The sequence below is a fragment of the Streptomyces sp. NPDC003023 genome (genome assembly GCF_042888225.1).
Taxonomy (GTDB): domain Bacteria; phylum Actinomycetota; class Actinomycetes; order Streptomycetales; family Streptomycetaceae; genus Streptomyces.
The window spans coordinates 1402504-1425593 of the sequence record NZ_JBIAPL010000001.1; the positions used below are offsets into that span (position 1 = coordinate 1402504).

Genomic DNA, 23090 nt, shown 5'->3' on the forward strand with positions numbered 1-23090 from the left:
CCACGGACAGCACAGCGCCCGACCGGAGCAGCAGCCGCAGCATATGAAGCGCGTCGCCGGCCGGTGACCACATCGCGTCACCGGCCGACGTCAGACCCCAGCACAGCAGAGAGACCACTGCAACGAAGGGGAGAACATGACAGCGACGACCGACGGAAGCAGCGGGCCCGCGCGGGCCGGTGCTGCCACTGCCGGCGACACGACCACCACGACAGCCGCCCGGACCGGTGCCGCGGGCACGGACGTGAGGGAAGCGGCCGAACGTGCCGCGGAGCGCGCCGTGGAGCACCTGCTCTCGAGGCAGGATGCCCAGGGCTGGTGGAAGGGCGACCTCGAGACCAACGTGACCATGGACGCGGAGGACCTGCTGCTGCGGCAGTTCCTCGGCATCCAGGACGCGAAGACCGTCGAGGCGTCGGCCCGCTTCATCCGCGGACAGCAGCGCGACGACGGCACCTGGGCGACGTTCTACGGCGGCCCGGGCGAACTGTCCGCCACCATCGAGGCCTACGTCGCACTGCGGCTGGCCGGCGACCGCCCCGACGACCCGCACATGCGGCGCGCCGCCTCCTGGGTCCGCAGCCGGGGCGGCATCGCCGCGAGCAGGGTCTTCACCCGTATCTGGCTCGCCCTGTTCGGGTGGTGGAAGTGGGACGACCTGCCCGAGCTGCCGCCCGAGCTGATCTTCCTGCCCTCCTGGGTGCCGCTGAACATCTACGACTTCGGCTGCTGGGCACGGCAGACCATCGTGCCGCTCACCGTCGTCTCCGCGAAGCGGCCGGTGCGCCCCGCTCCGTTCGCCCTGGACGAGCTGCACACCGATCCCGCCCTTCCCAACCCGCGCAGGCGCCTCGCCCGCGTCGCCGGCTGGGACGGCTTCTTCCAGCGTGCCGACAGGGCACTGCACGCCTACCGTAAGGTCGCGCCCCGCCGGCTGCGCCGGGCGGCCATGAACGCCGCCGCCCGCTGGATCATCGAACGCCAGGAGAACGACGGCTGCTGGGGCGGCATCCAGCCGCCGGCCGTCTACTCGGTGATCGCCCTGCACCTGCTCGGCTACGACCTCGGGCACCCCGTCATGCGGGCGGGCCTCGAGTCGCTCGACCGCTTCGCCGTGCACCACGAGGAGGACGGCCTCCCGGTACGGATGATCGAGGCATGCCAGTCCCCGGTGTGGGACACCTGCCTGGCCACCATCGCCCTCGCCGACGCCGGACTGCCCGCCGACCACCCGGCGCTGGTGAAGGCGGCCGACTGGATGCTCAGCGAGCAGATCGTGCGGCTCGGCGACTGGTCGGTGCGCAGGCCCGGGCTCGGCCCCGGCGGCTGGGCGTTCGAGTTCCACAACGACAACTACCCGGACATCGACGACACGGCGGAGGTCGTGCTGGCGCTGCGGCGGGTGAAGCACCCGGACCCCGAGCGCGTCGACGCGGCCGTGGCACGCGGCACCCGCTGGAACCTCGGCATGCAGTCCCGCAACGGAGCCTGGGGCGCGTTCGACGCCGACAACACCAGCCCGTTCCCGAACCGGCTGCCGTTCTGCGACTTCGGGGAGGTCGTCGACCCGCCGTCGGCGGACGTCACGGCGCACGTCGTCGAGATGCTCGCACACGAGGGCATGGCCGACGACCCGCGCACCCGGCGGGGCATCCGGTGGCTGCTCGCCGAACAGGAGGCGAACGGGGCCTGGTTCGGCCGCTGGGGCGTCAACTACGTGTACGGCACGGGAGCGGTGGTGCCCGCCCTGACCGCCGCCGGGCTCCCCGCCTCCCACCCGGCGATCCGGCGGGCCGTCTCCTGGCTGGTGTCCGTGCAGAACGAGGACGGCGGATGGGGCGAGGACCTGCGCTCCTACCGCGAGCAGCAGTCGATCGGCCACGGCGCCTCCACGGCGTCCCAGACCGGCTGGGCACTTCTCGCGCTGCTGGCGGCGGGGGAGCGGGAGAGCAGGGCCGTGGAACGGGGCGTCGCCTGGCTCGCCCGCACCCAGCGGCCGGACGGCTCGTGGGACGAGCCCTATTTCACCGGCACCGGCTTCCCCTGGGACTTCTCCATCAACTACCACCTGTACCGGCAGGTGTTCCCCCTCACCGCACTCGGCCGCTTCGTGCACGGGGAACCCGTGCCCGCCCGTGCGGGCGCCCGCGAGGAAGGCTGATGGCGGACCGGCGAGGGCCCTCGCGGTCCGACGTCCCGCTGCTGATCGCCTGCGCGCTGGGCATCGAGAGGTTCGCCCTGCGCGCCGGCGAACGCGGTGACGGCGGCCGGACCTCCGGCGGCGTGACCGTGCTGCGCACGGGCATGGGCCCGCTCAACGCAGGGCGAGCCGTCCGGGAGGCCTGCGGCACCGGGCCCCTCCGGGAGGCGGCGGTGGTCGCGTCCGGCTTCTGCGCGGGGCTCGCCCCCGGTATGCATCCGGGGGACCTCGTGGTGGTGGACGAGGCCCGGCTCGACGGTGTGTCCACCGCGTGCACCGAGACGGATCTGCTGGTGAAGGCCGTCGAGCGGGCCGTGCCGGGGCGCAGGGTGCACACCGGTCCGCTGACCGGTGTCGACCACGTCGTACGGGGCCACGAGCGTGCGCGACTGCGGGCCTCCGGCGCGATCGCGGCGGACATGGAGTCCGCGGCGACGCTGGGAAGCGCCCTCGCGGTCGGTCCGCGGCCTGTTGCGGCCGTCCGGGTGGTCGTGGACGCCCCGGAGCACGAACTGGTACGCATTGGGACACTTCGCGGTGGAATATCGGCTTTCCGTGTTCTCCGTGCCGTGATGCCCGCTTTCTTTGAATGGCACCGTTCTTTGCTGCTCCCCAGGAGGTGAGCCAGATGGCCATGCCGCTCCGCCAGACCATCAGGGTCGGGACGTATCTCGTCGAACAGAAGCTCCGCAAGCGGGACAAGTTCCCGCTGATCGTCGAGCTCGAGCCGCTCTACGCCTGCAACCTCGCGTGCGAGGGCTGCGGGAAGATCCAGCACCCGGCCGGGGTGCTCAAGCAGCGGATGCCGGTGGCGCAGGCGGTCGGAGCGGTGCTGGAGTCCGGCGCCCCGATGGTCTCCATCGCCGGCGGTGAACCACTGATGCACCCTCAGATCCATGAAATCGTGCGCCAGTTGGTGCACCGCAGGAAGTACGTCTTCCTGTGCACCAACGCCATGCTGCTGCGCAAGAAGATCGACAGGTTCACGCCCTCCCCGTACTTCGCCTTCGCCGTGCACATCGACGGGCTGCGGGAACGGCACGACGAATCGGTGGCCAAGGAGGGGGTGTTCGACGAGGCGGTCGAGGCCATCAAGGAGGCCAAGCGCCGCGGCTTCCGGGTGACCACCAATTCGACCTTCTTCAACACCGACACCCCGCAGACCGTCGTCGAGGTGCTCAACTACCTCAACGACGACCTCGAGGTGGACGAGATGATGATCTCGCCCGCGTACGCCTACGAGAAGGCGCCGGACCAGGAGCACTTCCTCGGCGTCGAACAGACCAGGGAGCTGTTCAGGAAGGCGTTCGCCGACGGCAACCGGCGGCGCTGGCGGCTCAACCACTCCCCGCTCTTCCTCGACTTCCTCGAGGGGAAGGCCGACTTCCCCTGCACCGCGTGGGCGATCCCCAACTACTCCCTCTTCGGCTGGCAGCGCCCCTGCTACCTGATGAGCGACGGTTACGTCCCCACCTACCGCGAACTCGTCGAGGACACCGACTGGGACAAGTACGGCCGGGGCAAGGACCCGCGCTGCGCCAACTGCATGGCCCACTGCGGTTACGAGCCCACCGCGGTGCTCGCCACCATGGGCTCGCTGAAGGAATCGATCCGGGCCGCCCGCGAGACGGTCACGGGGACCCGGTGACGGCGCGCGGGGCCTGACGGGGACGGAGGGCCCGACGCGGACGAACACACGGACCACCGCATCCGGACCACCTCACGTGGACCACCTCACGTGGGCCCCTTCACGTGGATGAACTGACGTGGATGAACTGACGTGGACGACCTGACGGGGACGACCTGACCGGGAGAGCCGAACAATGACCGAGCAGCCCAAGGGCTTCGATCTGGCGGACCTGCTGGCACGGCGCGGTGACGAGCGCTACGAGCTGCACGCCCGGCACCTGAACCACCAGCTGCCGCGCATGCTGCGCACGATCGGATTCGACAAGGTCTACGAGCGGGCCGAGGGCGCCTACTTCTACGACGCCGACGGCAACGACTACCTCGACATGCTCGCGGGCTTCGGAGTGATGGGCCTCGGCCGGCACCACCCCGTCGTCCGCAGGGCACTGCACGACGTGATCGACGCCTCGCTCGCCGATCTCACCCGCTTCGACTGCCAGCCGCTGCCCGGGCTGCTGGCGGAGAAGCTGCTCGCCCACACTCCGCATCTCGACCGGGTCTACTTCGGCAACAGCGGCACGGAGGCCGTGGAGACGGCGCTGAAGTTCGCCAGGTACGCGACGGGCCGGCCGAGGATCCTGTACTGCACGCACGCCTTCCACGGCCTGACCACCGGTTCGCTGTCGGTCAACGGCGAGGCGGGCTTCCGCGACGGCTTCGCCCCGCTGCTGCCCGACACCGCGATCGCGATGGGCGACCTCGCCGCCCTGGAACGTGAGCTGGTGCGCGGGGACGTGGCGGCCTTCGTCGTGGAGCCGGTCCAGGGCAAAGGGGTGCATCCGAGCCCGCCGGGGTTCCTGCACGCGGCGCAGGAGCTGCTGCACAGGTACAAGGCCCTGCTGATCGCGGACGAGGTGCAGACGGGACTGGGGCGCACGGGCGACTTCTACGCCTTCCAGTACGAGGCGGGCGTCGAACCCGACCTCGTCTGCGTGGCCAAGGCGCTGTCGGGCGGCTACGTGCCGGTCGGCGCCACCCTCGGCAGGGACTGGATCTTCAAGAAGGTCTACTCGTCGATGGACCGGGTCCTGGTGCACTCGGCGAGCTTCGGCTCGAACGCCCAGGCCATGGCCGCGGGCCTCGCCGTGCTGTCGGTGCTGGAGGACGAGCACGTCGTGGCGAACGTCCGCGTGACGGGCGAGCTGCTGCGCTCCCGCCTGGCGGCGCTGGTGGACCGCTACGAGCTGCTGCACGACGTCCGCGGCCGGGGACTGATGATCGGCATCGAGTTCGGGCGGCCGGAGTCGATCAAACTGCGCAGTCGCTGGACGGTGCTCCAGGCGGCCCGCAAGGGACTGTTCGCGCAGATGGTGGTGGTGCCGCTGCTCCAGCGGCACCGGATCCTCACCCAGGTCTCGGGAGACCACATGGAGGTGATCAAACTCATCCCGCCGCTGATCATCGGCGAGCGGGAGGTCGACCGCTTCGTGAGCGCCTTCGAAGCCGTGATGGACGACGCGCACAACGGGGGCGGCCTCGTGTGGGACTTCGGCAAGACTCTGATGAAGCAGGCGGTGGCCAACCGCTGACGACCGTCCGACATCGAGGCCTGTCCGACGTCGAAGCCCGTGGAGATTGCCTCTGCGCGTGGGGATTACCTCTGAGGCAAGGGATTTGCCTCAGAGGTAAGTCTCTGGCCTAATGGAGCCATGAACAGCTCTGTCGAACAGGCGGAGGACGGGTTGCCCGAGATGGCACCCCGACTGCGCGAGCTGCGCCGCTGCCGAGGGCTCACGCTGGAGGCCGCCGCCCAGCGGGCCGGTCTGTCGCCCGCGCACCTCTCCCGGCTCGAGACGGGTGCCCGGCAGCCCTCGCTCCCGATGCTCCTCGCCCTCGCCCGTGTCTACGGTACGACGGTCGCCGACCTGCTCGGCGAGCAGCCGCCGGCACGCGAACCGGTCGTCCGCGGCCGCCGCCGCGAACCGGTGCCGGCCGACGCCTGGGACTACCACCAGGCAGGCGCACCGGGACGGGCCATGCAGGCCCTGCGCGTGTTCGTCCCGCACGGCGTGCAGGGAGATCTCGTGCGTGTGCACCCGGGCGAGGAGTGGCTGCACGTCGTCGCCGGACGGCTGCGGCTGAGCCTCGCGGACACCGACCACGAGCTGGGCCCCGGCGACAGCGCGCACTTCGACTCGCTCACACCGCACCGCATCGCGGCACAGTCCCCCGAGGGCGCGGAGCTGCTGTTCGTCCACACCCTTCTGCAGGCACCGGAGCTGCACCCCGTACCCGACCGGCAAGGAACGTGATCCCCGACATGTCGTACGACCCCTTGGACCGGCGCGGAACCGGCAGCGACAGCCCCCGTGAGGACCGGTTCCCCCGCGGCCTGGTGATCCGGCTGTTCATCTACCTCATCGCCGGACACTTCGTCGCGGGGTTCCTCTTCCTGCTCTTCACCGTCGGCGGCGAATAGCTTCAGGCCCGGCTCGCCGACCCGGCTCCCGGCCCAGCCCGCGGTCGGCCCCTCCGGCCCAGCCCGCGGTCGGCCCCTCCGGCCCAGCTCGCGGTCGCCCCTCCGGCTCAGCCCTCCCCGAGAAGCCGCTCCCGCAGGCGCTCGCGCGTCTCGGGGGCCAGCTTCAGGCCCTCGGAGAGGTAACGCTCCTCGCTGCCCCAGTTCTCCTCGATCGCGTCGAAGGCGGCGGCCAGGTATTCGGCCCGGGCGTCGAAGAGCGGGTCGAGCAGCTCCATCACCTCGGCCGACATGGCGTCCGGGGAGTTCGTGCCGCGCTGGATCTTGTATCGCCGGTGCGGGTCGTTGGACTTGAGGTAGTCCGCCTCGATGGCGTCCCGCTCCACGCCGACGGCGAGCAGGGACACGGCGACGGACAGGCCCGCGCGGTCCTTGCCCGCGGCGCAGTGCATCAGGGCGGGGACGCTGTCCTCGGCCAGTGAGTGCAGCACCCGGCTGTGCTCCGCCGTCCGCTCCTTGATGATCATCCGGTACGAGGCGATCATCCGTCCTGCGCCCTTGCCGTCCGCGAGGATCGACTTGAGCTCGTCAAGATCGCCGTCGCGGACCATCTTCCAGAACTCCGCTCCGTCGGCCGGGTCGGTCAGGGGCAGGTTGACGTTGCGCACACCCGGCAACTCGATGTCGGGCCCCTCCAGCCGCTGGTCGGCGGCGTTGCGGAAGTCGAAGATCGTGTGCAGGTTCAGCGTCGACAGGAACGCGGCGTCCGAGGCGGTCGCGTGCGCCAGGTGACCGCTGCGGAACAGCCTGCCGGTCCGCACCCGCCGCCCGTCCACGGTCGGCAGCCCTCCGACGTCCCGGAAGTTGCGGACCCCGGTCAGTTCGGGCTCTGTGGAGGATGTCTGCGGCAGCTGCTGCGTCACGGGGACTCCTTCGAAGGGCAGCCGTCGGCGCCGTTCGCCGACGATGGCGCGGCCTCGACCATACGACACGCGTTCACCGGGCGATCATTTCGGCCTTCTCGCAAGGGGGTTGGCGAGTGCTGGAGACCTTGGGGGAGGGGCGAGGCCATGGCGGCCACGCCGGCCGCTCCGCGGGTGATCGGGCAGGTGCTGCGACCGAGGCGGGCGTCCCCCGCCGCGGGAGGAGGTGATCCGCTCGTGCCCGATTCCATCTGAATTCACCCCTGCGGAGGCACTGCGGCCTTAGATGGCTAAAAGAGCGTTCTGTCCGAATTGGATGGTTGGGCGTAACGTGCCCCGTAAGCAGGGGAGATGGGTTCCGGTGGGTGAGCAGCGTCATATCCGTGACGTTCCGTGGCTGAGGTCGTCGGGTGAATTCCGTCGCGGGTATGGAAGTTGACGGCCCGTTGCCCACGGAGGGTGACCGGAAGGCCTCCGGTGGCATGGCACTCCTCGTTGATCGTCGAAATTCACGGCTTGTCCGTGACTGTCCGACTCGCCTACGGTCACGCTCAATCCGGACGGACCGCCTAATCCTGCCGCCGACCGGAATTCGAACCCACCCACGTGTGGCAGGAGCGGGGGACCCAGGTAGTACGCCGTTACCGGAAATTTCGGACGGCTTGGGGTTAAGTCGTGCAATTCGCGCGACCGGGCATCTCCAGCCCGAACCCGACAGCTCACCTCGTAGGCGCCGGAGAGGAATGCGCCATGCCCGCAAAGGGTAAGCACCGCCGTCCCAAGTCCAACCCGATCACCCGCGGCTTCGTCGTCGCCGGTACGGGTGGCGCCGCCATCGCGCTCCCGCTGTTCGGCGCCACCGCCGCCAACGCCGCCCCTGCGGCGGCTCCGGCCGCCGCGCCGGAGAAGGCCGCGGCCGCCGCCACCGCCTCGGCCCCGGCCGCCGCCCAGGGTGCCGCCGCCCAGGGCGCCGAGAAGGCCCCGAAGACGTACACGGTCGTCGCCGGCGACTACCTGTCGAAGATCGCCGACGAGCAGGACGTCCGCGGCGGCTGGAAGCAGCTCTTCAACGACAACCGCCGCGCCATCGGCGCCGACCCGTCGCTGATCCACCCGGGCCTGGAGCTGACGATCGGCGCCAAGTCCAAGGCCAAGAACGACCCGGAGCCCCGCTCCGAGTCCAAGGCCCGCCCCTCGCGTGACGACTCGCGGTCCACCGCGCCCCAGGCGGAGGCCCCGGCGAAGAAGGCTCCCGCCAAGGAGACCTCGACCCCGGCTTCCGGCTCCGGCTTCTCCGCTCCGGTCGACGCCGGCGTGACCACCGCGTACCGCGCGTCCGGTGCCATGTGGTCCAGTGGCTACCACACCGGTGTCGACTTCGCCGCCCCCTCCGGCAGCTCCGTGAAGGCCGTGGCCACCGGCACCGTCGTCTCCGCGGGCTGGGGCGGCGCCTACGGCAACGAGGTCGTCATCCAGCACACGGACGGCACCTACTCCCAGTACGCCCACCTCTCCTCGCTGGGCGTCTCCAGCGGCCAGTCCGTGACCGGCGGCCAGCAGATCGGCCTGTCGGGTTCCACCGGCAACTCCTCCGGCCCGCACCTGCACTTCGAGGTCCGCACCGGCCCCTCGTACGGCTCGGACATCGACCCGCTCGCCTACCTCCGCGAGCACGGCGTCTCCCTCTGACCGTCCGGCGACGGCCTCCGGGACCTGCCGGTGAGCCCCTGCTCCGCACAGCGCGGAGCGGGGGCTTCCGCGTATTCCGGATCGGGCGGAACCTGACGGTGGTAAAGATCACCCCGCGTCAACCCCTCCTTACGGTCGCGTAGGTCACATCCGTGCAGGAAGGATGCTCTCCCGTGGCAGACGATTCGAGAACAGAGAACAGCGGCGTATTCGGGTCGTACGCGGCGATCGGTGACAGCTTCACCGAGGGCGTGGGGGACCCGGGGCCCGACGGGGGATTCGTCGGCTGGGCGGACCGCTTCGCGGTCCTGCTCGCCGACCGCGTTCCGGAGCACTCCCTCAGGTACGCCAACCTCGCCGTACGCGGCCGTCTCCTCGACCAGATCGTCGAGGAGCAGGTGCCGAGGGCCCGTGAGCTCGCGCCCGACCTCGTGACCTTCTGTGCCGGCGGCAACGACATCATCAGGCCCGGATCCGACCCCGACGACGTGGCGGAGCGCTTCGAACGGGCCGTCGCCGACCTCACGGGCTCGGTCGGCACCGTCATGGTGACCACCGGCTTCGACACCCGGAACGTGCCGGTCCTGCGCCACCTGCGTGGCAAGATCGCCACGTACACCGCGCATGTGCGGGCCGTCGCCGACCGCTACGACTGCCCCGTGCTCGACCTGTGGTCGCTCAAGTCCGTCCAGGACCGGCGCGCTTGGGACGCCGACCGGCTGCACCTGTCACCGGAGGGGCACACCCGCGTCGCGCTGCGCGCCGCGCAGGTGCTCGGGCTCGAAGTGCCCGCCGACCCGGACCAGCCGTGGCCGCCGCTGCCCCCGCGCGGTGCGTTCGAGGTGCGCCGGGACGACGTCCAGTGGGCGCGCGAGTACCTGGTGCCGTGGATCGGGCGACGGCTGCGCGGCGAGAGCTCCGGCGATCACGTCGAGGCCAAACGCCCGGATCTGCTGCCGCTCTGAGGGCCCGTGCCCGCGGAGCGCGGAAGGTCCGGCGCTGCCGCCCGCCCCGCCGGTGACGGGATGCGCTCCAGGACGCCGCCCGCGAAGACGTCGTAGAGCGGCAGCGTCTCCAGATGGACGTAGCCGATGTGGCAGTCGCAGACGGCGAGCGGGCAGGGGCGGGGTCGCAGCGCCGCCCGGTACGAGCCGTCGTAGAGGTTGCCCAGCTCGGCGCGGACGAAGTGGCAGCGGCGCACCGTGCCCTCGCCGTCCACCGAGATCACCGACTCACCGGTGCGGCACGGCAGCCCGGCGGAGCGGTGCGGATGGCGGCTGTAGGGGAACAGGGGGTCCAGTGCGGTCCATGCGTCCGCCTCCGCGTCGGACAGCTCGTGTCCCTCCGGTGCGTTCACCCACAGGTACACATGGTCGGGCAGATCGGCCCGCAGCCTGCGTGCCTCCGCCAGATGTCCCGGGAAGCCGACGATGCCCACACTGAACCGCACCTCGCGCCGGATCAGATCCCGGCACTTGGTGATTAAGCGGTCACAAGGTGTCTGTCCGGGGTGATAAGTGCACCACAGGGCGAGCTTGCTCGGATTCGCCTCGGCCAGCCAGTCGGTTCGGCAGCTCAGGTTCGTCTGGATCGCGACCCGTCGGATGTGCGGCAGGTGCGACAGTTCCGTCATCGCGCGCCGGTACCAGGAGCGGACCAGACCCTCGCCCCACGGGGTGAAGAGTACGGACAGGCCGTCGTCGGTCCGCGTCGCGGCCCAGCGCGTGAAACGCTCCAGGGCGGCACGGTCGGCACGCAGCTGCTCACCGCTGTCGCGGCGCTTCGCGAACGGGCAGTAGGGGCAGTCGTAGTCGCACGACGCCAGCGGCCCCCGGTACAGCACCGTCAGATCCATGGTCCCGCTCACTTCGGCTCGTACGCGGCCATCGCGGCCCGCACCACGGGGGAGAACAGTTCGGGGCCGAGGGCGTCCGAGTGGGCGAGGCCCAGCGGTGACAGCCTCAGCCGGTCCGGTCCCGCGGCCGCGTCGAGCCACCCGAGGGCGGCGAACCGCTCGAGCTCGGCAGGGAAGTGGGCGGCCGGGGCAGACCCGAACCGCTCGCGGTAGCCGGCCACCTCCATCCCCTCCGCCTGGAGCAGCGACTGGAGCAGATGACGGCGGCGTGCCTCGTCCTCGTCGATCCGCCGGCCCACCTCGGCGCGGGAGAAGTCCTCTGCCGTGGTGAAGTCGTCGATGATGCGGCGTATGCGGCTCATGCCGACGGCGTAGTCGAAGGAGTAGTGGAGGCCCGACGTGTAGGAACGGGCACCGCACCCGAGCCCGATCATGCCGTCCGTCTGGCATGCGTGGTCGGCGGAGGCGGAGGCGGAGGCGGAGTCGGAGCGGGCGGCACCGGCACCGGAAGGGGCACGGCGGAACATCCGCATCGACACCTGCTCGTAACCCCGGCCGAGGAGATGGTCGCGACCCGCACCGTACAGACGCAGCCGCTGCTCGTCCCACTCGGCGTCGGCCGCCGCTCCCAGCCGGCCGAGACCGGTCAGCGGCCGCACGTACAGCGGGTACAGATACAGCTCCTCCGGCTCCCAGCTCAGAGCGGCATCGAGCGAGGAGAGCCAGGTCCGCTCGGTCTGGCCGTCGATGCCGTAGATCAGGTCGATGTTGAGGACGGGGATCCGGGCGTCCCGGATCCGGCCGAGGGCGCTCTCCACGTCGGCGCGGCGCTGGGGGCGGACCGCCGCTCTCGCCTCCGCGTCTACGAAGCTCTGCACGCCGATGCTGATCCGGGTCGTACCCCGCTCCGCGAGGACCGCCAGCCGGTCGGCGGTCGCCGTCGAGGGGGACGTCTCGACGGACAGCGGCACCGACCGCAGGTCCGCGCCCATCCTCTTCTCCGCGATGTCGCACAGGCGCTCCAGCTCACCGGCCGTCAGAAAGGTCGGCGTACCGCCGCCGAACGCCGCCGCCGCGAAGCGGACCGGGGCGTCGTCCCCGAGAGCCTCGCGCACGGCGACGGCCTGGCGGTCGAGCGCGTCCAGGTAACGTCCGGTCAGTTCGCCGGGTGCGCCGATCCTCGTGAAGAGGTTGCAGAAGCCGCAGCGGACCTCGCAGAACGGTATGTGCGCGTACAGCGAGAGCGCGTCCTTGGGCTCCGCTGCCCACAGGTCGCGGAGCGCCGGCCGCCCCTCGTCCAGGGGGCGGTACGCGGTCTTGTGCGGATAGGCGTAGACATAGCTCTGATAGGGGCGTGGCGCGGGGGCGATCGGTGCGGGACCGATCGGTGCGGGAGTGTTCATTCGGCGGCCTCGAGGAAGAAATGGGCATAGGGGACCGTCCAGACCGCTTCGTGGCCGAGGCGGTGGCCGGTGTAACCACCGTCGCCGTACGCCGTGCCGTGGTCGGAGCAGACGATCGCGAAACATCGGCGGCGACTGCTCGCGGCCGCGAACAGACGGCCGATGTGGCGGTCCACGTACTCGAGGGCCGCGGCGTGCGTGGCCCGGGAGTCACCGGCGTCGCTGGTCGCTCCCGGCAGATGGAACCAGTTGGGCTGGTGCAGCGAGGGCACATTGACGAACAGGAACAGCCTGCGCTCGGGCGGCAGCGAAGCCACGACCTGCTCCGCACGCTCCACCTGCGCCTCGAACGACGTGGGCGACGCGACCCCGAACTCCCGCTCCCAGTGGCTCTCCTGGAACAGGCCCGGCAGCACGGAACCCAGCGGCCCCCGCTTGTTGAAGAACCCGACACCACCGATGCACACCGTGCGGTAGCCGGCCCCCGCGAGAGCGGACACCAGGTCCGGTGTGTCGAAGACGAAGGTGCGGCCGGCCGTGGTCTCGCTGCCCTCGAACCGGGCGGCGAACAGCCTCGGATGGGGACCCGGCGTGGCCGGTGTCGGCAGGAAACCCGCGAACATCGCCTGATGGGAGGCGTACGTGAAACTGCCGGGTGCGTGCCTCTTCTCCCAGACGCCGCCGGGCAGATGACGGGCCAGATGCGGGATCCGGCCCGCCGCCGCCAGCTCGGCGGCGACGTCGAAACGCAGGGTGTCGAGCGTGACCAGCAGCAGATCGTCCCGCCCCACCACCTCGTTCATGTCGGGTCGCGGCGCGGCGGGCGGGCCGGTCGCGGCGTCGGGGTCATGTGCTTGCACGGTCGTGGTTCCTCGTCATGCGTAGTACGGCGGCGACCTGCGCCGCGTAGGTGTCCAGGCCCTCTGTGCCGCTTCCGGGCAGGCCGGTCAGCCGCGGCAGCAGATCGCCGAAGGCGTTGACCTCGCCGACGGCGAAACGCCGCCAGCCCCGCGTGGGCAGCAGATCGACGCCCACGCGGGAGGCCCCGCCGAAGCAGGCCGCCGCGCGTTCGCAGAGGGCCATGGTCTGTGCCCAGCTCCCGCCCGCCGCCTCCGTCGCCGCCCGGGCGGCCGCGAGATCGCCCCGCCCGCCGCCCAGATGGAGATTGGTCATGGGGGAGCGGCTGGTGCGCACCACGGCGTGAGTGGCACGGCCGGCGACCACCACCACCCGCAGGTCGGCGACCCGGCCCTGCTGGGACGCCTTCGGCAGCCATCGCTCGATGTGCAGGCCGTCCGGCGCCAGGGCGTCGATCAGCTCCGCCACTTCGCGCTCCGAGCTGTAGCGGCGCACCCGCAGGGAGTTGAAGAGGCGTCCGTCCGAGTCCCGCTCCACCGACGTCGTGGCCTGCACACGTCCCCGGCCCGCCGTCTCGAGAGCCAGCACCCCGGACGCGGACGAGCCGTGCGCGAGCTTGACGAACACCCGTCGCAGCCCGGTCGCGGCCTGCAGCGCGCACACGTCCTCCCACCCGCGCACGGGAGGTGAGGCGGCACCGGACGTCGGGGACTCGGGCACCGGCACGGCCGCCGCCGACAGGACGGCATGGCACAGCCGCTTGTCGAACAGCACGGCGAGGGAGGCCGGATCATCGAGCAGACTCGCCCCGTCGGCCGCCGCCAGCGACGCGACCTCCCGAACCGCCGCGGTGAAGCGCGCGTACCAGAGGGCCGTGCCCTCCACACGGGTCGGATCGTCCACCCCGCGCAACGCCCGCTCGACTTCGGCGTCCTCGCCCGGGGAGTCGATCCGCACCCACTCACCGGGCCGGAACCCGGCCCGGCCGCGGAGCACGTCGAGCCAGGGCACCACGCGCGCGGCGGGCAGACCGGCGGCGCGCAGCGCGTCCTGGAAGAACGTCACCCGCCGGCCCGCCGGGACGCCGACGACCGCGAAACGGGGGCCGGGGCGGAGCCGGACGGAGCCGCTCACTCCGCGACAGCCGTATAGCGGTCTTCCCTGCCGCCGGACCCGGTGGGCTCCGACTCCGACACGTCGAGGTCCACTCCGGCCGGCACCAGGGCGTCGGACAGTCGCCGCACCATCGCCTCGCTCATGAAGTGGTGGTGCAGATCGAGCTTCTTCAGGTGGGTGAGCGGCTGCCCGTTCAGCAGGGCCTCAGCGCCGTCGTCGCCGAGGGTGCCCATCGACAGATCCATTGTCTCCAGGCGCGCGACCACGGGCGCGCCGGCGAGTGCGACGGCGATCTCGTCCTGTATCTCGCTGTTGCGCAGCCCCAGGTGCCGCAGGCTCGGCAGCCGCGTCCCGGACAGGAACGGCTCCAGGTCCGACACATCCGCGTTCGCCCCGTACCACGACGTACCCAGCCAGATGTCCAGGTGCTCCAGCGCCGGCAGGTCGCTCGCGGCTATGCCGCGGACCACGCCCGCGTCCAGGCCGCCGGTCTCGACGACCAGGGAACGCAGCCGCTCGTGCCTGACGGCGGAGAACACCAGATCCTGCCCGCCGCGCACACCGAACTGCTCGAGCTGCGGGAACGCGTCGAACAGCGGCGTCACATCACCCTGGTTGATCCAGGAGATCTCGCACTCCTCGAAGGTCATGTCACCGAGGAACAGCCCGCGCAACCGCGGCAGCTTCTCCCTCGCCCCGATCAACGCGACCACGGCGTCCTGCGGTCCCGACTCGTACGCCTCGCTCCACGCGCCGACGATCAGCGCCCGCACCCGCGTGGTGTCCACCGCCGCGACGAAACCGGCGAACGCCTCCTGCCACTCCTCGTCGCTGTCGTACGCGTCGACGGCAATGCGCCAGGCCACGCTCTCCGGAGCGGGCAGCCCGGCCTTCGCCGCGGCGTCGTGGAAGTCGAACGCGGGCAGGCCGTACCACTCCTGCAGATGGTTCGAGACGGTCATGACTGGCTCCAGACACCGGTGAGGCTCGAGGCGGACGTGCGAGCAGTTCTACCAAGAGCCACTGACAGTCCCGCCCGCGGGGCGGCCTCCGCGCGAGGCCGAACGCCGTTGTCAGAGCCTTCCCTTAACTTCGGAAGCAGGTCGGGCGCACTCGGCGTCCGGCGGGAAGGGGAGAGCCATGTACCGGCAGGGAGACGTGCTGATCGTGCCCGTCGCGCAGGAGGCCGTGCCGTCGCATGTCACCGCCGCGCCGGGGGAGTCGCGCGACGCCCGCGGGCGGATGGTGCTGGCCCTCGGCGAGGTCACCGGCCATGCCCACGCGGTGACCGGGCCCGGACGTCTGGTGCGCGAGCCGGGGCCTTTCGGGCCGATGCTCCTCCATCTGCCGGAAGGCGGCCGGGTGGTGCACGAGGAGCACGCCGCGATCCTGCTGCCCAAGGGGTGGTACCGCGTGGTGCGCCAGCGCGAGTACCTGCCGGGAGCGGTCAGGATCGTCGCCGACTGACCCGTCGCGGCGGTCACGGCGGAAGAGCACGACGCAGAGACGACAACAGGGGACGGGACTTCACCATGCAGTATGCGGACAAGTGGCGGGCGATCGCGGCGGCGACCGGACCGGCGGACCGGACCGCCGCGGAGGAGGGGGTGCGGCTCGCCTACCGTGCCGCGGGGCTCCGTGCACCGGACCGGTTCGTCTGGGCCGACTCCCCCCTCTCGGGCGTGCGCGCCGTCCGCGCCCTCGACGATCCGGGACCCTCCGTGCGCGACGACGTGCGCACCCGCCCCTGGGCGGACGAACGGCGCCGTGTGCACGATGAGTTGGGGCCCGGTGGCTGGACGGCCCTGTGGAGCGGTACCGGAGCACTTCTGTGGGACGGCACCCGCGCACTGGCCGAGCGGATACGTACCGGCGTCGTGGACGCGCTCCTCGAGAAGGAGCCGGAGGACACCACCGTACGCGCGCAGGCGGAGGCCGACGTCCGGGGCGTCCTGCTCGACGCTGTCCTCGGACAGCACGACGCCGCGTGGCTCGCGGCCTTCGACGGCCGCAGCGACCGGCTGGAACCACTGGCACGCGTCGCCGCCCACGCCGGGTGGTGGTGGCCGTACCGGAACGTCGCCGTGATCTGTGAACGCCCGTCGCAGCTGCACCGCGACGAGGCCGGCCGGCTCGACAACGGCGAGGGCCCGGCCCTGGTCTTCCCGGACGGATTCGCCCTCCACGCCTGGCGCGGGATGCCCGTGCCCGCCGCGTTCCTGCGCGAGCTGACCGCCCTGACCCCGGAGCGGATACGCGAGGAGGACAACGCGGAACTGCGCCGCGTGATGCTCGAGCACTACGGCTACGACCGCTACCTCGCCGAGTCCCAAGCGCAGCCGGTGCACCGGGACGACACCGGCGTCCTCTGGCGGATCGCACTCGACGACGACGAGGACGTGGTGATGGTCGAGGTGGTCAACTCCACACCGGAGCCCGACGGCACCCGACGCACCTACTGGCTGCGGGTGCCGCCCGCGACACGGACGGCGAAGGAAGGCGTCGCCTGGACCTTCGGACTGGACGCCGACGTCTACGAACCCCTGCGGCAGACCTGAGCGGTGCCGTGCAGACCCGGCAAGGAGCGGTGCTCAGCGCGCCGTGGAGGTCAACGAGGCCTGATCGATGCCGAGCTCGCGGGCGAGGGCCTCGTCGGTCCACTGCAGCATCGCCGCACGGGACAGCGACCCCGCGTACGCCGTCATCTGGACGGCCAGCCCGTCCAGGAACGCGGTCAGCCGCCAGGCCGCCGCCGCCGGATCCTCACAGGCGAACTCCCCGGCGGCGGCGCCAGCGGCGATGACCTCCGTCAGCGCCGCCTTCCACTGCTGGTCGAGATCGCGGGCAACGTCGCGCAGCGCCGGTTCGCGCAGCGCGACGGACCAGGCGTCGATCCACAGGCGCCAGCCCTTGGCCTGCCCTGTCGGCGCGTACCAGCGCACCGCGGCACGGAGCCGGCGCAGCGCGGACGTGCGGCGGCCGAGCAGTTTGCGAAGGTGGGCGAGATCGGCGTCGGCGGCGTGGGTGAAGGCGGCCGCGACCAGCTTCTCCTTCGTCGAGAAGTGGTACAGCACCAGGGCGCTGCTCACACCGAGGGACGCGGCGACGTCGGCGATCCGTACCGCCGCCACACCCCGTTCCTCAATCTGCTCGACGGCGGCACCGAGCAGCTCCTCGCGCCTCTCCGCCACGCTCAACCGAACTCTGGCCACGGCATCACAGTACACAGCCGATCTTGGATGAAGTCCAGTCCTGTACACGACCTGTGCGCGGTGTCTGCCGGGCCGGCCGGGCGCGCTCGCGGGCGGCTCCCGCACGGGTGCCGGCGCGCCTTTCAGGAACACCGGAACCCCGACGGGCGTTGCCTGATCGAGGCCGACTGCCGGGCCGGTGATCGAACCGGCGATCTGCCCCTCTATGGGTCGGTTTCGCGCCGAACCGCACATAATGGAGTACCCCCGACCATCAGGAGGTGCCGTGTCCGGCGCTGGTTCCCCCCACTTGCTGAGGTCCAGGCTGCGCGCGCTGAGACCGGCGGCCTTCGGGGCCGACCCGGCCGGAGAGCGCATGGCCCGCATCCGTCGCTCACCGAACTTCGCCGACGGTGTCTTCCGCAACCCCGAGGGGACGCGGACGAGGCCCTCCGGCGGCTCCATGGTGGCCTTCGCCAAGATCTACTTCGCCAAGGAGGCCAGGGCCCGCCGTGCGCCGCGGAGCCCGGTGCCCGTGCACACCACCACCGTCGCCGATCTCGCCGAGCCCGCAGCCTCCGGGCTCCGGATCACCTGGATGGGGCATTCCAGCGTTCTCGCGGAGATCGACGGTCACCGGGTCCTCTTCGACCCGGTGTGGGGAGAGCGGTGCTCTCCCTTCGCCTTCGCGGGCCCCAAGCGCCTGCACCCGGTCCCCGCACCGATCGCCGCGCTCGGCAGCGTGGACGTCGTCGTGATCTCCCATGACCACTACGACCACCTCGACCTGCCCACGATCCGTGCCCTGGCCTCCACCGACACCGTTTTCGCCGTGCCCCTCGGTGTGGGGGCGCACCTCGAGCGCTGGGGCGTCTCCCCGGACCGCCTGCGCGAACTGGACTGGAACGAGTCCACCGAGGTGGGCGGCATCCGCCTCACGGCGACCCCGGCCCGTCACTTCTGCGGCCGCGGTCTGCGCAACCAGCAGCACACGCTGTGGGCCTCGTGGGTCGTCACCGGCCCCGAGCACCGGATCTACCACAGCGGCGACACCGGCTACTTCTCCGGCTTCGCGGAGATCGGCGCCGAGCACGGCCCGTTCGACGCGACCATGATCCAGATCGGCGCCTACTCGGAGTACTGGCCCGAGGGGCACACGGACCGCACGCCGCTCCCCGGAGGATGGCCGGACATCCACATGACGCCCGCGGAAGGCGTCCAGGCCCACCTCGACCTGCAGAAGGGCAAGCCGCACGGCGTGCTGCTGCCGATCCACTGGGGCACCTTCAACCTGGCCCCGCACGCCTGGGCGGAGCCCGGCGAGTGGACGATGGACGCCGCGGAAGAGGTGGGCCAGGCCGTTGCCGCCCCCCGGCCGGGAGAGTCCTTCGAACCCGCGGGCACCCTTCCCACCGAGCGCTGGTGGCGAGCGGTGTCCGTGCCGGTGCCCCGCCCGTGGCTCCGGCCCGCCGCTCCGCACCCCTCACCGGACGTCACCAGAGGCGATCTGGACGTGGTGGCCGAGACCTGACACCAGCGGCCACCGCCTCGCCGAACGACCGGTGGCGGCGGCCGTCGAGCCGGCGCGAGGTGGAGTCCGGAGCCCCCCGGGAAACCGCTCCCGAAGCGCATCGGGGCACTCGCGCCCAGGCGTTACTTCGTACCGCTCGACGGCTGTCGGAAGCCGGCCACGATGTGGTGCGCGTAGTGGTCCTCCGGGCCGAGATCCTGGACCGCTCGGTGGGCCTCCTGGGTCCCACGCGTCTCGCACAGCAGTCGAGCAAGGGCGTACAAGGCACCTTTGTCACCGTCTTCGGCACGGTCGCGCAGCGCCGCTTCCATCCCGCGCTCCCGGAGCGTCCTGTTGAGTCGCCGACGTGCGTGAGCATCCGTGAGAGCGATTTCCGTGAGTTCCGCGAGCCGATCGGCACGAGCGAGTAGATCCATGTGCCACAGGTGACTGTCGTGTTTGTCGGGGTCGTCGGAGAAGCACTCGGCGTGGGCGCTCACCAGCGCGACGGCCGTATCCCAATCGCGAACCTGTTCCGCTTCACGGGCCTGTTCGAACCACGTCATGGGGCGAGTATCGCCGAGCACCACCTCGTACAGCGGCAGCAATACCCTGTCGGGCACCGGCCTCACGCCTGAGCCGCCCGCGATCCACCCTCGCTGCCATGACGTCACACGATGCGCTCGGAGGCTCCCGGACCGCTCCCGATGGTGCCTTGCCGGTGATCCGGCGACGCCGCAGTCCTCATCGGCTATCGCCGGTTGGTCCGGTGAGCCGGTCGGTCGGGAGCGACTGTCGGCCGGCACCGGTGGTGTCAGTGGCAGCTCGTAGGGTGCGCTGGTATTCGACGAGGAGGTTCCGTGGGCTTTTCCGGTCATCTGGTCTTTGCGCGCAGCGAGCGTCCACTGATGGAAGCACCCCTGTTCAACAGCACCGGTCCAGGGCTCAGGGACGACGTGCACGAGTGGCAGCCGCGACCGGGCGGCTGGCAGACCCTGCAGTTGGAACAAGGCATCTGGGAGGACGAGCACCTGCCCACCTTGGTCGAATGGACCGGTGCGCCGGCCTGCGTCGCCGACGTCTCCGACAGCAGCATTGCCCTCGTGACCGGCCTGGACACCAGCGGGCACCGCTGGCAGGCGTGGCTCAACCTGGACAACGCCACTGCTCTCCTCGTCGAGGAGCCCGAGGATGTGGACGACGTGAGCCTGTGGATGGCCACCCCGGAGTTTGAAGAGGCCATCGGACACAAGCGGGCAGAGCTCGATGCGGACGTGCCGGCTGACGCCGAAGGCGCCCTCATGTGGGCGTCAGCAGCTGGTGTCCAAGCCGCTGCGGCGCAGCAGCCTCGAATCGAGGAACTGCTGCGCGCACAGGAGACCTTCGTGGAGGAGCTGTTCGACGCGCTGCTGGACGAGCTGGGCTTCCCTGAAGCCGTCCACTCCGCACTCCAGCCATAGGAAACGACGTCTAAGGCGGTGCCTGGCCATGCGCCATCAAGGCGGCGTGAGGCAACACCAGTGCGCCGCCCGGAACGACGAAGTCCGCGCACAGCGACTCGAAGTGACCTCTGATGTCAGCGATGACCACGGGATCCTGGCTCGTCACCGTCTGACCGATCGTTGCCACGCCGGCGGCCGGTCCGCTCCACCACTCTTCGGTGGTCGTCCGATGGTCCCAAGTCAGGGTTTCGCAAAAGACATTCACCAGACCCGCCTCACCGAGCAACGCGGCGAAGCCCTCTTCAGTGCGTGGAAAGTCCTCCTCGGGAGCAAGAGCCGGCAGGTGCGCCGGACGGGAGACGCCCGCCGCCTGGACGGCCCTGCCCAGCAGGGCCTGCCCGGCGGCCGCAGGGACGGCCCAGACCGTGACGGCCATCCGTCCGCCTGGCCGCGTGACCCGGCGCAGTTCCCGCAGGGCTTCCCGGGGCCGTCCCACATGATTGACGACGAAGTTGCCGACCACGGCATCGAACTCGTCGTCGGCGAAAGGCAGGTTGGGCAGAGCGGCAAGCTGCACGTCGACCCCCGGGGCCGTCGACGCCGCCCGTGCCACCATGCCGGGTTCGGCATCGACAGCCGTCACCTTCGCGCCCCGCTCGCACGCAGCCACGGCGGCAGCTCCCGTGCCCGTCCCCACATCGAGGACCGACGCACCCTCTTGGACCTCGGCGGCGTCAAGGAGCTGTGGCACCGTATACGCGCAGAGTTTCGCGAAACTCGCAGCATAGGCATCGGCCTGACCCGCCCATGCACGTCGCTCGGACTCGTCGAACGTCGTCTGCACAGCCCGTCTCCCCTCCGGAGCCGCACCACGGTTGCAGCACAGCAGATCCTGACCCTATTTCATACGCGATCAACGCTGGTCAGAGACAGGAATCACGTATTGCGCCCATCCTGAGCCCGTCGTTCGACGAAGCGGTGTCCGGCGTCGGCTCTCCGGTGGTGGCGACCAGTGGCAGCGGCTGTCGTACTGATAGTCATGCGCCAGGATGAGGCCCATGGATGACATCGCCTGCCGCCCTGCCCAAACCCATGAGCTGGCCGCCGTCGCCGAGTTGCGGTGGCGGTGGGTGCAGGAGCTCTACGGAACGCCCGACACCACGTTGGAGGAGTTCGTTCCCCGGTTCGTGGCATGGGCCCGGGACACCGAGTCCTCACATCGGTGCATGGTGATGGTCCGTGACGCCGTCGTGATCGGCATGGCCTGGCTGGCGATCACGCAGCGTGTGCCGCATCCGCGCGCGTTCGAGCGGATGTCGGGGGACGTGCAGTGCACGTACGTCGTGCCCGAGGAACGTGACCGCGGACTGGGAGGCGAGCTGATCGAGGCGGTCTTGGCGTGGGCAAGGGACCTCGGTCTTGAACGGGTGACCGTCCACTCGAGCGACCGGGCGGTTTCGGCGTACTCCCGTCAAGGTTTCGGGGTTTCGCCGCGTCTGCTCCAGGTCGAGGTCGGGCGGGGCCGCGCGGGGTGACGTCGGCTCACCACGCATCCCGCGCCCACATCACGAAACCGCACTGGAATGCTGGGGCTACGGCGGTTGAAAGCTGCGGAAGGGCTCTCGTGACAGATGATGAGGTGGTTGAGGCAGTTCGTGACCTCGCCCTGGCCGGAGGGCTGCCGGCCCCGGCAACTCCGGCGGCTGTAACGGAAGCGGAACGGACCATCGGCTTCGCGGTCCCGCCACTGCTACGGCGTCTCTACCTCGTGGTGGCGAACGGAGGCTTCGGTCCGGACGAGGGCATCTTGGGTGTGCGCGGTGGCGCTTCTCAGGGGGATTGGAGCCATCTCGCAGAGATTTACGAGGACGGACCGGATCCTTCGGGCGTGATCCCCGCCGGTTTGGTTCCGGTGTACGACTGGGGGTGCACCATCTGGTCCTTGGTCGACTTCCGCGATCCGGCGGGACCGATGTGGTGCACGCGTCAGGGTGAGTGCCGGCCACAGGGCATCAACTTCGCGCAGTGGCTGGTCGGATCCATGGCCGGCACCTTGAGTGTCGAAAGCCTTCTCGACAGCGAGCCGACGCGCTGAAGACTTCACGCCGCGCGCACCCACCGAATCGGTTGGGTTGCCGGTTTGGGGGACGGGGAACGGGGCGGGTGACCCCCGGCCAGTGGGCGGCTTGTCGGAGGGCGGTGCCAGGATGGCGGTGTGTTCCAGGAAGCGACCGGGACGCGGACGTCGATCAGGTTTCGAACGGTCGGAGGCGGCATGGCCAAGGAATTCCAGGTGACTTACGACTGCGCCGATCCGGGCGCGCAGGCGGCGTTCTGGGCTCAGACGCTGGGGTATCACATGCCGACCGGGCAACAGGAGCACCGGGCGGCCATCACGGATCCTGACGGCAAGGGGCCACGGGTCTTCTTCCAGCGGGTCCCCGAGGGAAAGACGGTGAAGAACCGCTTGCACCTGGATGTCCGCTCAGCGCCCGGTCTGACCGGAGAGGAGCGGATGGCCGCGCTGGAGGTGGAGGCAACCAGGCTGGAAGGGCTGGGAGCGAAGCGGCTCTACCGGCTCGAGCCCGATGACGTGGACGAGGGGATCATCGTGATGGCCGACCCCGAGGGAAACGAATTCTGTCTGGACTGACGGCAGGATGCCGGTTGTGGAGCCGACGGCCTGCCCTCGCTCTCCGCCCGATGTGAGACGTGTCGTCCCCACGGGCCGGGCGTGCCGGACTGCCGGCCCGTCACCAACCGGGCACGAACCAGGTGCACGACCTGCGGCACACCCG

The 23090-nt window shown here is 70.7% G+C and carries 24 protein-coding genes and 1 riboswitch; of the genes, 15 read left to right on the forward strand and 9 right to left on the reverse strand.

From position 1 onward, the window contains the following. The first annotated feature begins 136 nt into the window (after positions 1-136). The 6 genes from shc to ACFYV1_RS05985 all read left to right on the forward strand — a co-directional run bounded on the left by shc (position 137) and on the right by ACFYV1_RS05985 (position 6308). Positions 137-2161 carry a squalene--hopene cyclase gene (gene shc / locus ACFYV1_RS05960; RefSeq protein ID WP_389394119.1) on the forward strand — a complete coding sequence of 675 codons (2025 nt, stop codon included), beginning with the start codon at positions 137-139 and terminating at the stop codon, positions 2159-2161. Further along, positions 2161-2823: a 1-hydroxy-2-methyl-2-butenyl 4-diphosphate reductase gene (locus ACFYV1_RS05965; protein ID WP_389394120.1), complete on the forward strand. Its 663-nt coding sequence runs from the start codon at positions 2161-2163 to the stop codon at positions 2821-2823. The genes shc and ACFYV1_RS05965 overlap by 1 nt, the downstream gene beginning before the upstream one ends. A gap of 5 nt (positions 2824-2828) precedes the next feature. Continuing rightward, entirely contained in the window at positions 2829-3848 is a 1020-nt protein-coding gene (gene hpnH / locus ACFYV1_RS05970; protein ID WP_389394121.1) for an adenosyl-hopene transferase HpnH, read from the forward strand. A gap of 175 nt (positions 3849-4023) precedes the next feature. Then, positions 4024-5418, forward strand: coding sequence for an aspartate aminotransferase family protein (locus ACFYV1_RS05975; protein ID WP_389394122.1), 1395 nt, complete (start codon positions 4024-4026; stop codon positions 5416-5418). A 120-nt stretch (positions 5419-5538) separates the two neighbouring features. After that, complete coding sequence (locus tag ACFYV1_RS05980; RefSeq protein WP_389394123.1) at positions 5539-6141, forward strand: helix-turn-helix domain-containing protein; 603 nt, start codon at positions 5539-5541, stop codon at positions 6139-6141. A gap of 8 nt (positions 6142-6149) precedes the next feature. Beyond that, positions 6150-6308 (forward strand): DUF6126 family protein, encoded by a 159-nt coding sequence (locus ACFYV1_RS05985; protein WP_389394584.1) that lies wholly within the window; start codon positions 6150-6152, stop codon positions 6306-6308. Positions 6309-6415: 107 nt separating this feature from the next. Here the strand turns inward: ACFYV1_RS05985 and ACFYV1_RS05990 are convergent, their stop codons facing one another. After that, complete coding sequence (locus ACFYV1_RS05990; RefSeq protein ID WP_389394124.1) at positions 6416-7228, reverse strand: tyrosine-protein phosphatase; 813 nt, start codon at positions 7226-7228, stop codon at positions 6416-6418. A 589-nt stretch (positions 7229-7817) separates the two neighbouring features. After that, positions 7818-7974: riboswitch (cyclic di-AMP (ydaO/yuaA leader) on the forward strand. Between the two features lie 4 nt (positions 7975-7978). On the opposite strand from ACFYV1_RS05990, the gene ACFYV1_RS05995 reads away from it, so the two are divergent. Together ACFYV1_RS05995 and ACFYV1_RS06000 are read left to right on the forward strand one after the other, a co-directional pair. Continuing rightward, positions 7979-8917 carry a peptidoglycan DD-metalloendopeptidase family protein gene (locus tag ACFYV1_RS05995; protein ID WP_389394125.1) on the forward strand — a complete coding sequence of 313 codons (939 nt, stop codon included), beginning with the start codon at positions 7979-7981 and terminating at the stop codon, positions 8915-8917. Positions 8918-9090: 173 nt separating this feature from the next. After that, positions 9091-9882, forward strand: a complete 792-nt coding sequence (locus ACFYV1_RS06000; RefSeq protein ID WP_389394126.1) for an SGNH/GDSL hydrolase family protein — start codon at positions 9091-9093, stop codon at positions 9880-9882. Here the strand turns inward: ACFYV1_RS06000 and ACFYV1_RS06005 are convergent. The 5 genes from ACFYV1_RS06005 to ACFYV1_RS06025 are packed head-to-tail and all read right to left on the reverse strand — an operon-like array spanning position 9843 to position 15111. Continuing rightward, on the reverse strand, positions 9843-10772 hold the full coding sequence (locus ACFYV1_RS06005) for an STM4011 family radical SAM protein (protein ID WP_389394127.1): 930 nt from the start codon (positions 10770-10772) through the stop codon (positions 9843-9845). The two genes, ACFYV1_RS06000 and ACFYV1_RS06005, sit on opposite strands and share 40 nt — an antisense overlap. An 8-nt stretch (positions 10773-10780) precedes the next feature. Continuing rightward, complete coding sequence (locus ACFYV1_RS06010; RefSeq protein WP_389394128.1) at positions 10781-12175, reverse strand: STM4012 family radical SAM protein; 1395 nt, start codon at positions 12173-12175, stop codon at positions 10781-10783. After that, positions 12172-12978, reverse strand: a complete 807-nt coding sequence (locus ACFYV1_RS06015) for an STM4013/SEN3800 family hydrolase (RefSeq protein ID WP_389394585.1) — start codon at positions 12976-12978, stop codon at positions 12172-12174. The genes ACFYV1_RS06010 and ACFYV1_RS06015 overlap by 4 nt, the downstream gene beginning before the upstream one ends. 43 nt (positions 12979-13021) lie before the next feature. Next, positions 13022-14167 (reverse strand): STM4014 family protein, encoded by a 1146-nt coding sequence (locus ACFYV1_RS06020; RefSeq protein ID WP_389394129.1) that lies wholly within the window; start codon positions 14165-14167, stop codon positions 13022-13024. After that, positions 14164-15111, reverse strand: coding sequence for an STM4015 family protein (locus tag ACFYV1_RS06025; protein ID WP_389394130.1), 948 nt, complete (start codon positions 15109-15111; stop codon positions 14164-14166). Before ACFYV1_RS06025 ends, ACFYV1_RS06020 begins: the two co-directional genes overlap by 4 nt. A gap of 178 nt (positions 15112-15289) precedes the next feature. On the opposite strand from ACFYV1_RS06025, the gene ACFYV1_RS06030 reads away from it, so the two are divergent. Both ACFYV1_RS06030 and ACFYV1_RS06035 read left to right on the forward strand, forming a co-directional pair. Further along, positions 15290-15616, forward strand: a complete 327-nt coding sequence (locus ACFYV1_RS06030; RefSeq protein WP_389394131.1) for a hypothetical protein — start codon at positions 15290-15292, stop codon at positions 15614-15616. Between the two features lie 65 nt (positions 15617-15681). After that, on the forward strand, positions 15682-16707 hold the full coding sequence (locus tag ACFYV1_RS06035; RefSeq protein ID WP_389394132.1) for a DUF6745 domain-containing protein: 1026 nt from the start codon (positions 15682-15684) through the stop codon (positions 16705-16707). Positions 16708-16740: 33 nt separating this feature from the next. Here the strand turns inward: ACFYV1_RS06035 and ACFYV1_RS06040 are convergent, their stop codons facing one another. After that, positions 16741-17361 (reverse strand): TetR/AcrR family transcriptional regulator, encoded by a 621-nt coding sequence (locus ACFYV1_RS06040; RefSeq protein WP_389394133.1) that lies wholly within the window; start codon positions 17359-17361, stop codon positions 16741-16743. 235 nt (positions 17362-17596) lie between these two features. Between ACFYV1_RS06040 and ACFYV1_RS06045 the strand changes: the two genes are divergently transcribed. Next, positions 17597-18871, forward strand: coding sequence for an MBL fold metallo-hydrolase (locus ACFYV1_RS06045; RefSeq protein ID WP_389394134.1), 1275 nt, complete (start codon positions 17597-17599; stop codon positions 18869-18871). Positions 18872-18993: 122 nt separating this feature from the next. On the opposite strand, the gene ACFYV1_RS06050 is transcribed toward ACFYV1_RS06045, so the two are convergent. Then, on the reverse strand, positions 18994-19416 hold the full coding sequence (locus ACFYV1_RS06050) for a hypothetical protein (RefSeq protein ID WP_389394135.1): 423 nt from the start codon (positions 19414-19416) through the stop codon (positions 18994-18996). A gap of 294 nt (positions 19417-19710) precedes the next feature. On the opposite strand from ACFYV1_RS06050, the gene ACFYV1_RS06055 reads away from it, so the two are divergent. After that, on the forward strand, positions 19711-20310 hold the full coding sequence (locus tag ACFYV1_RS06055; RefSeq protein ID WP_389394136.1) for a hypothetical protein: 600 nt from the start codon (positions 19711-19713) through the stop codon (positions 20308-20310). A gap of 10 nt (positions 20311-20320) precedes the next feature. Here ACFYV1_RS06055 and ACFYV1_RS06060 read toward each other — a convergent pair whose 3' ends face one another. Next, positions 20321-21136: a class I SAM-dependent methyltransferase gene (locus ACFYV1_RS06060; RefSeq protein ID WP_389394137.1), complete on the reverse strand. Its 816-nt coding sequence runs from the start codon at positions 21134-21136 to the stop codon at positions 20321-20323. A gap of 214 nt (positions 21137-21350) precedes the next feature. Between ACFYV1_RS06060 and ACFYV1_RS06065 the strand changes: the two genes are divergently transcribed. From ACFYV1_RS06065 to ACFYV1_RS06075, 3 genes are all read left to right on the forward strand, one after another. Next, positions 21351-21827: a GNAT family N-acetyltransferase gene (locus ACFYV1_RS06065; protein ID WP_389394138.1), complete on the forward strand. Its 477-nt coding sequence runs from the start codon at positions 21351-21353 to the stop codon at positions 21825-21827. 89 nt (positions 21828-21916) lie between these two features. Then, positions 21917-22387, forward strand: coding sequence for an SMI1/KNR4 family protein (locus tag ACFYV1_RS06070; RefSeq protein ID WP_389394139.1), 471 nt, complete (start codon positions 21917-21919; stop codon positions 22385-22387). Between the two features lie 180 nt (positions 22388-22567). Further along, positions 22568-22945, forward strand: a complete 378-nt coding sequence (locus ACFYV1_RS06075; protein ID WP_389394140.1) for a VOC family protein — start codon at positions 22568-22570, stop codon at positions 22943-22945. Positions 22946-23090: the final 145 nt, after the last annotated feature.

Excerpts from the sequence above, each read along its gene's own strand:
- shc (WP_389394119.1), top strand. The coding sequence starts at position 137 with ATGACAGCGACGACCGACGGAAGCAGCGGGCCCGCGCGGGCCGGTGCT.
- ACFYV1_RS05965 (WP_389394120.1), top strand. The coding sequence starts at position 2,161 with ATGGCGGACCGGCGAGGGCCCTCGCGGTCCGACGTCCCGCTGCTGATC.
- hpnH (WP_389394121.1), top strand. The coding sequence starts at position 2,829 with ATGGCCATGCCGCTCCGCCAGACCATCAGGGTCGGGACGTATCTCGTC.
- ACFYV1_RS05975 (WP_389394122.1), top strand. The coding sequence starts at position 4,024 with ATGACCGAGCAGCCCAAGGGCTTCGATCTGGCGGACCTGCTGGCACGG.
- ACFYV1_RS05980 (WP_389394123.1), top strand. The coding sequence starts at position 5,539 with ATGAACAGCTCTGTCGAACAGGCGGAGGACGGGTTGCCCGAGATGGCA.
- ACFYV1_RS05985 (WP_389394584.1), top strand. The coding sequence starts at position 6,150 with ATGTCGTACGACCCCTTGGACCGGCGCGGAACCGGCAGCGACAGCCCC.
- ACFYV1_RS05995 (WP_389394125.1), top strand. The coding sequence starts at position 7,979 with ATGCCCGCAAAGGGTAAGCACCGCCGTCCCAAGTCCAACCCGATCACC.
- ACFYV1_RS06005 (WP_389394127.1), bottom strand. The coding sequence starts at position 10,772 with ATGGATCTGACGGTGCTGTACCGGGGGCCGCTGGCGTCGTGCGACTAC.
- ACFYV1_RS06010 (WP_389394128.1), bottom strand. The coding sequence starts at position 12,175 with ATGAACACTCCCGCACCGATCGGTCCCGCACCGATCGCCCCCGCGCCA.
- ACFYV1_RS06015 (WP_389394585.1), bottom strand. The coding sequence starts at position 12,978 with ATGAACGAGGTGGTGGGGCGGGACGATCTGCTGCTGGTCACGCTCGAC.
- ACFYV1_RS06025 (WP_389394130.1), bottom strand. The coding sequence starts at position 15,111 with ATGACCGTCTCGAACCATCTGCAGGAGTGGTACGGCCTGCCCGCGTTC.
- ACFYV1_RS06030 (WP_389394131.1), top strand. The coding sequence starts at position 15,290 with ATGTACCGGCAGGGAGACGTGCTGATCGTGCCCGTCGCGCAGGAGGCC.
- ACFYV1_RS06035 (WP_389394132.1), top strand. The coding sequence starts at position 15,682 with ATGCAGTATGCGGACAAGTGGCGGGCGATCGCGGCGGCGACCGGACCG.
- ACFYV1_RS06045 (WP_389394134.1), top strand. The coding sequence starts at position 17,597 with ATGGAGTACCCCCGACCATCAGGAGGTGCCGTGTCCGGCGCTGGTTCC.
- ACFYV1_RS06050 (WP_389394135.1), bottom strand. The coding sequence starts at position 19,416 with ATGACGTGGTTCGAACAGGCCCGTGAAGCGGAACAGGTTCGCGATTGG.
- ACFYV1_RS06065 (WP_389394138.1), top strand. The coding sequence starts at position 21,351 with ATGGATGACATCGCCTGCCGCCCTGCCCAAACCCATGAGCTGGCCGCC.
- ACFYV1_RS06075 (WP_389394140.1), top strand. The coding sequence starts at position 22,568 with ATGGCCAAGGAATTCCAGGTGACTTACGACTGCGCCGATCCGGGCGCG.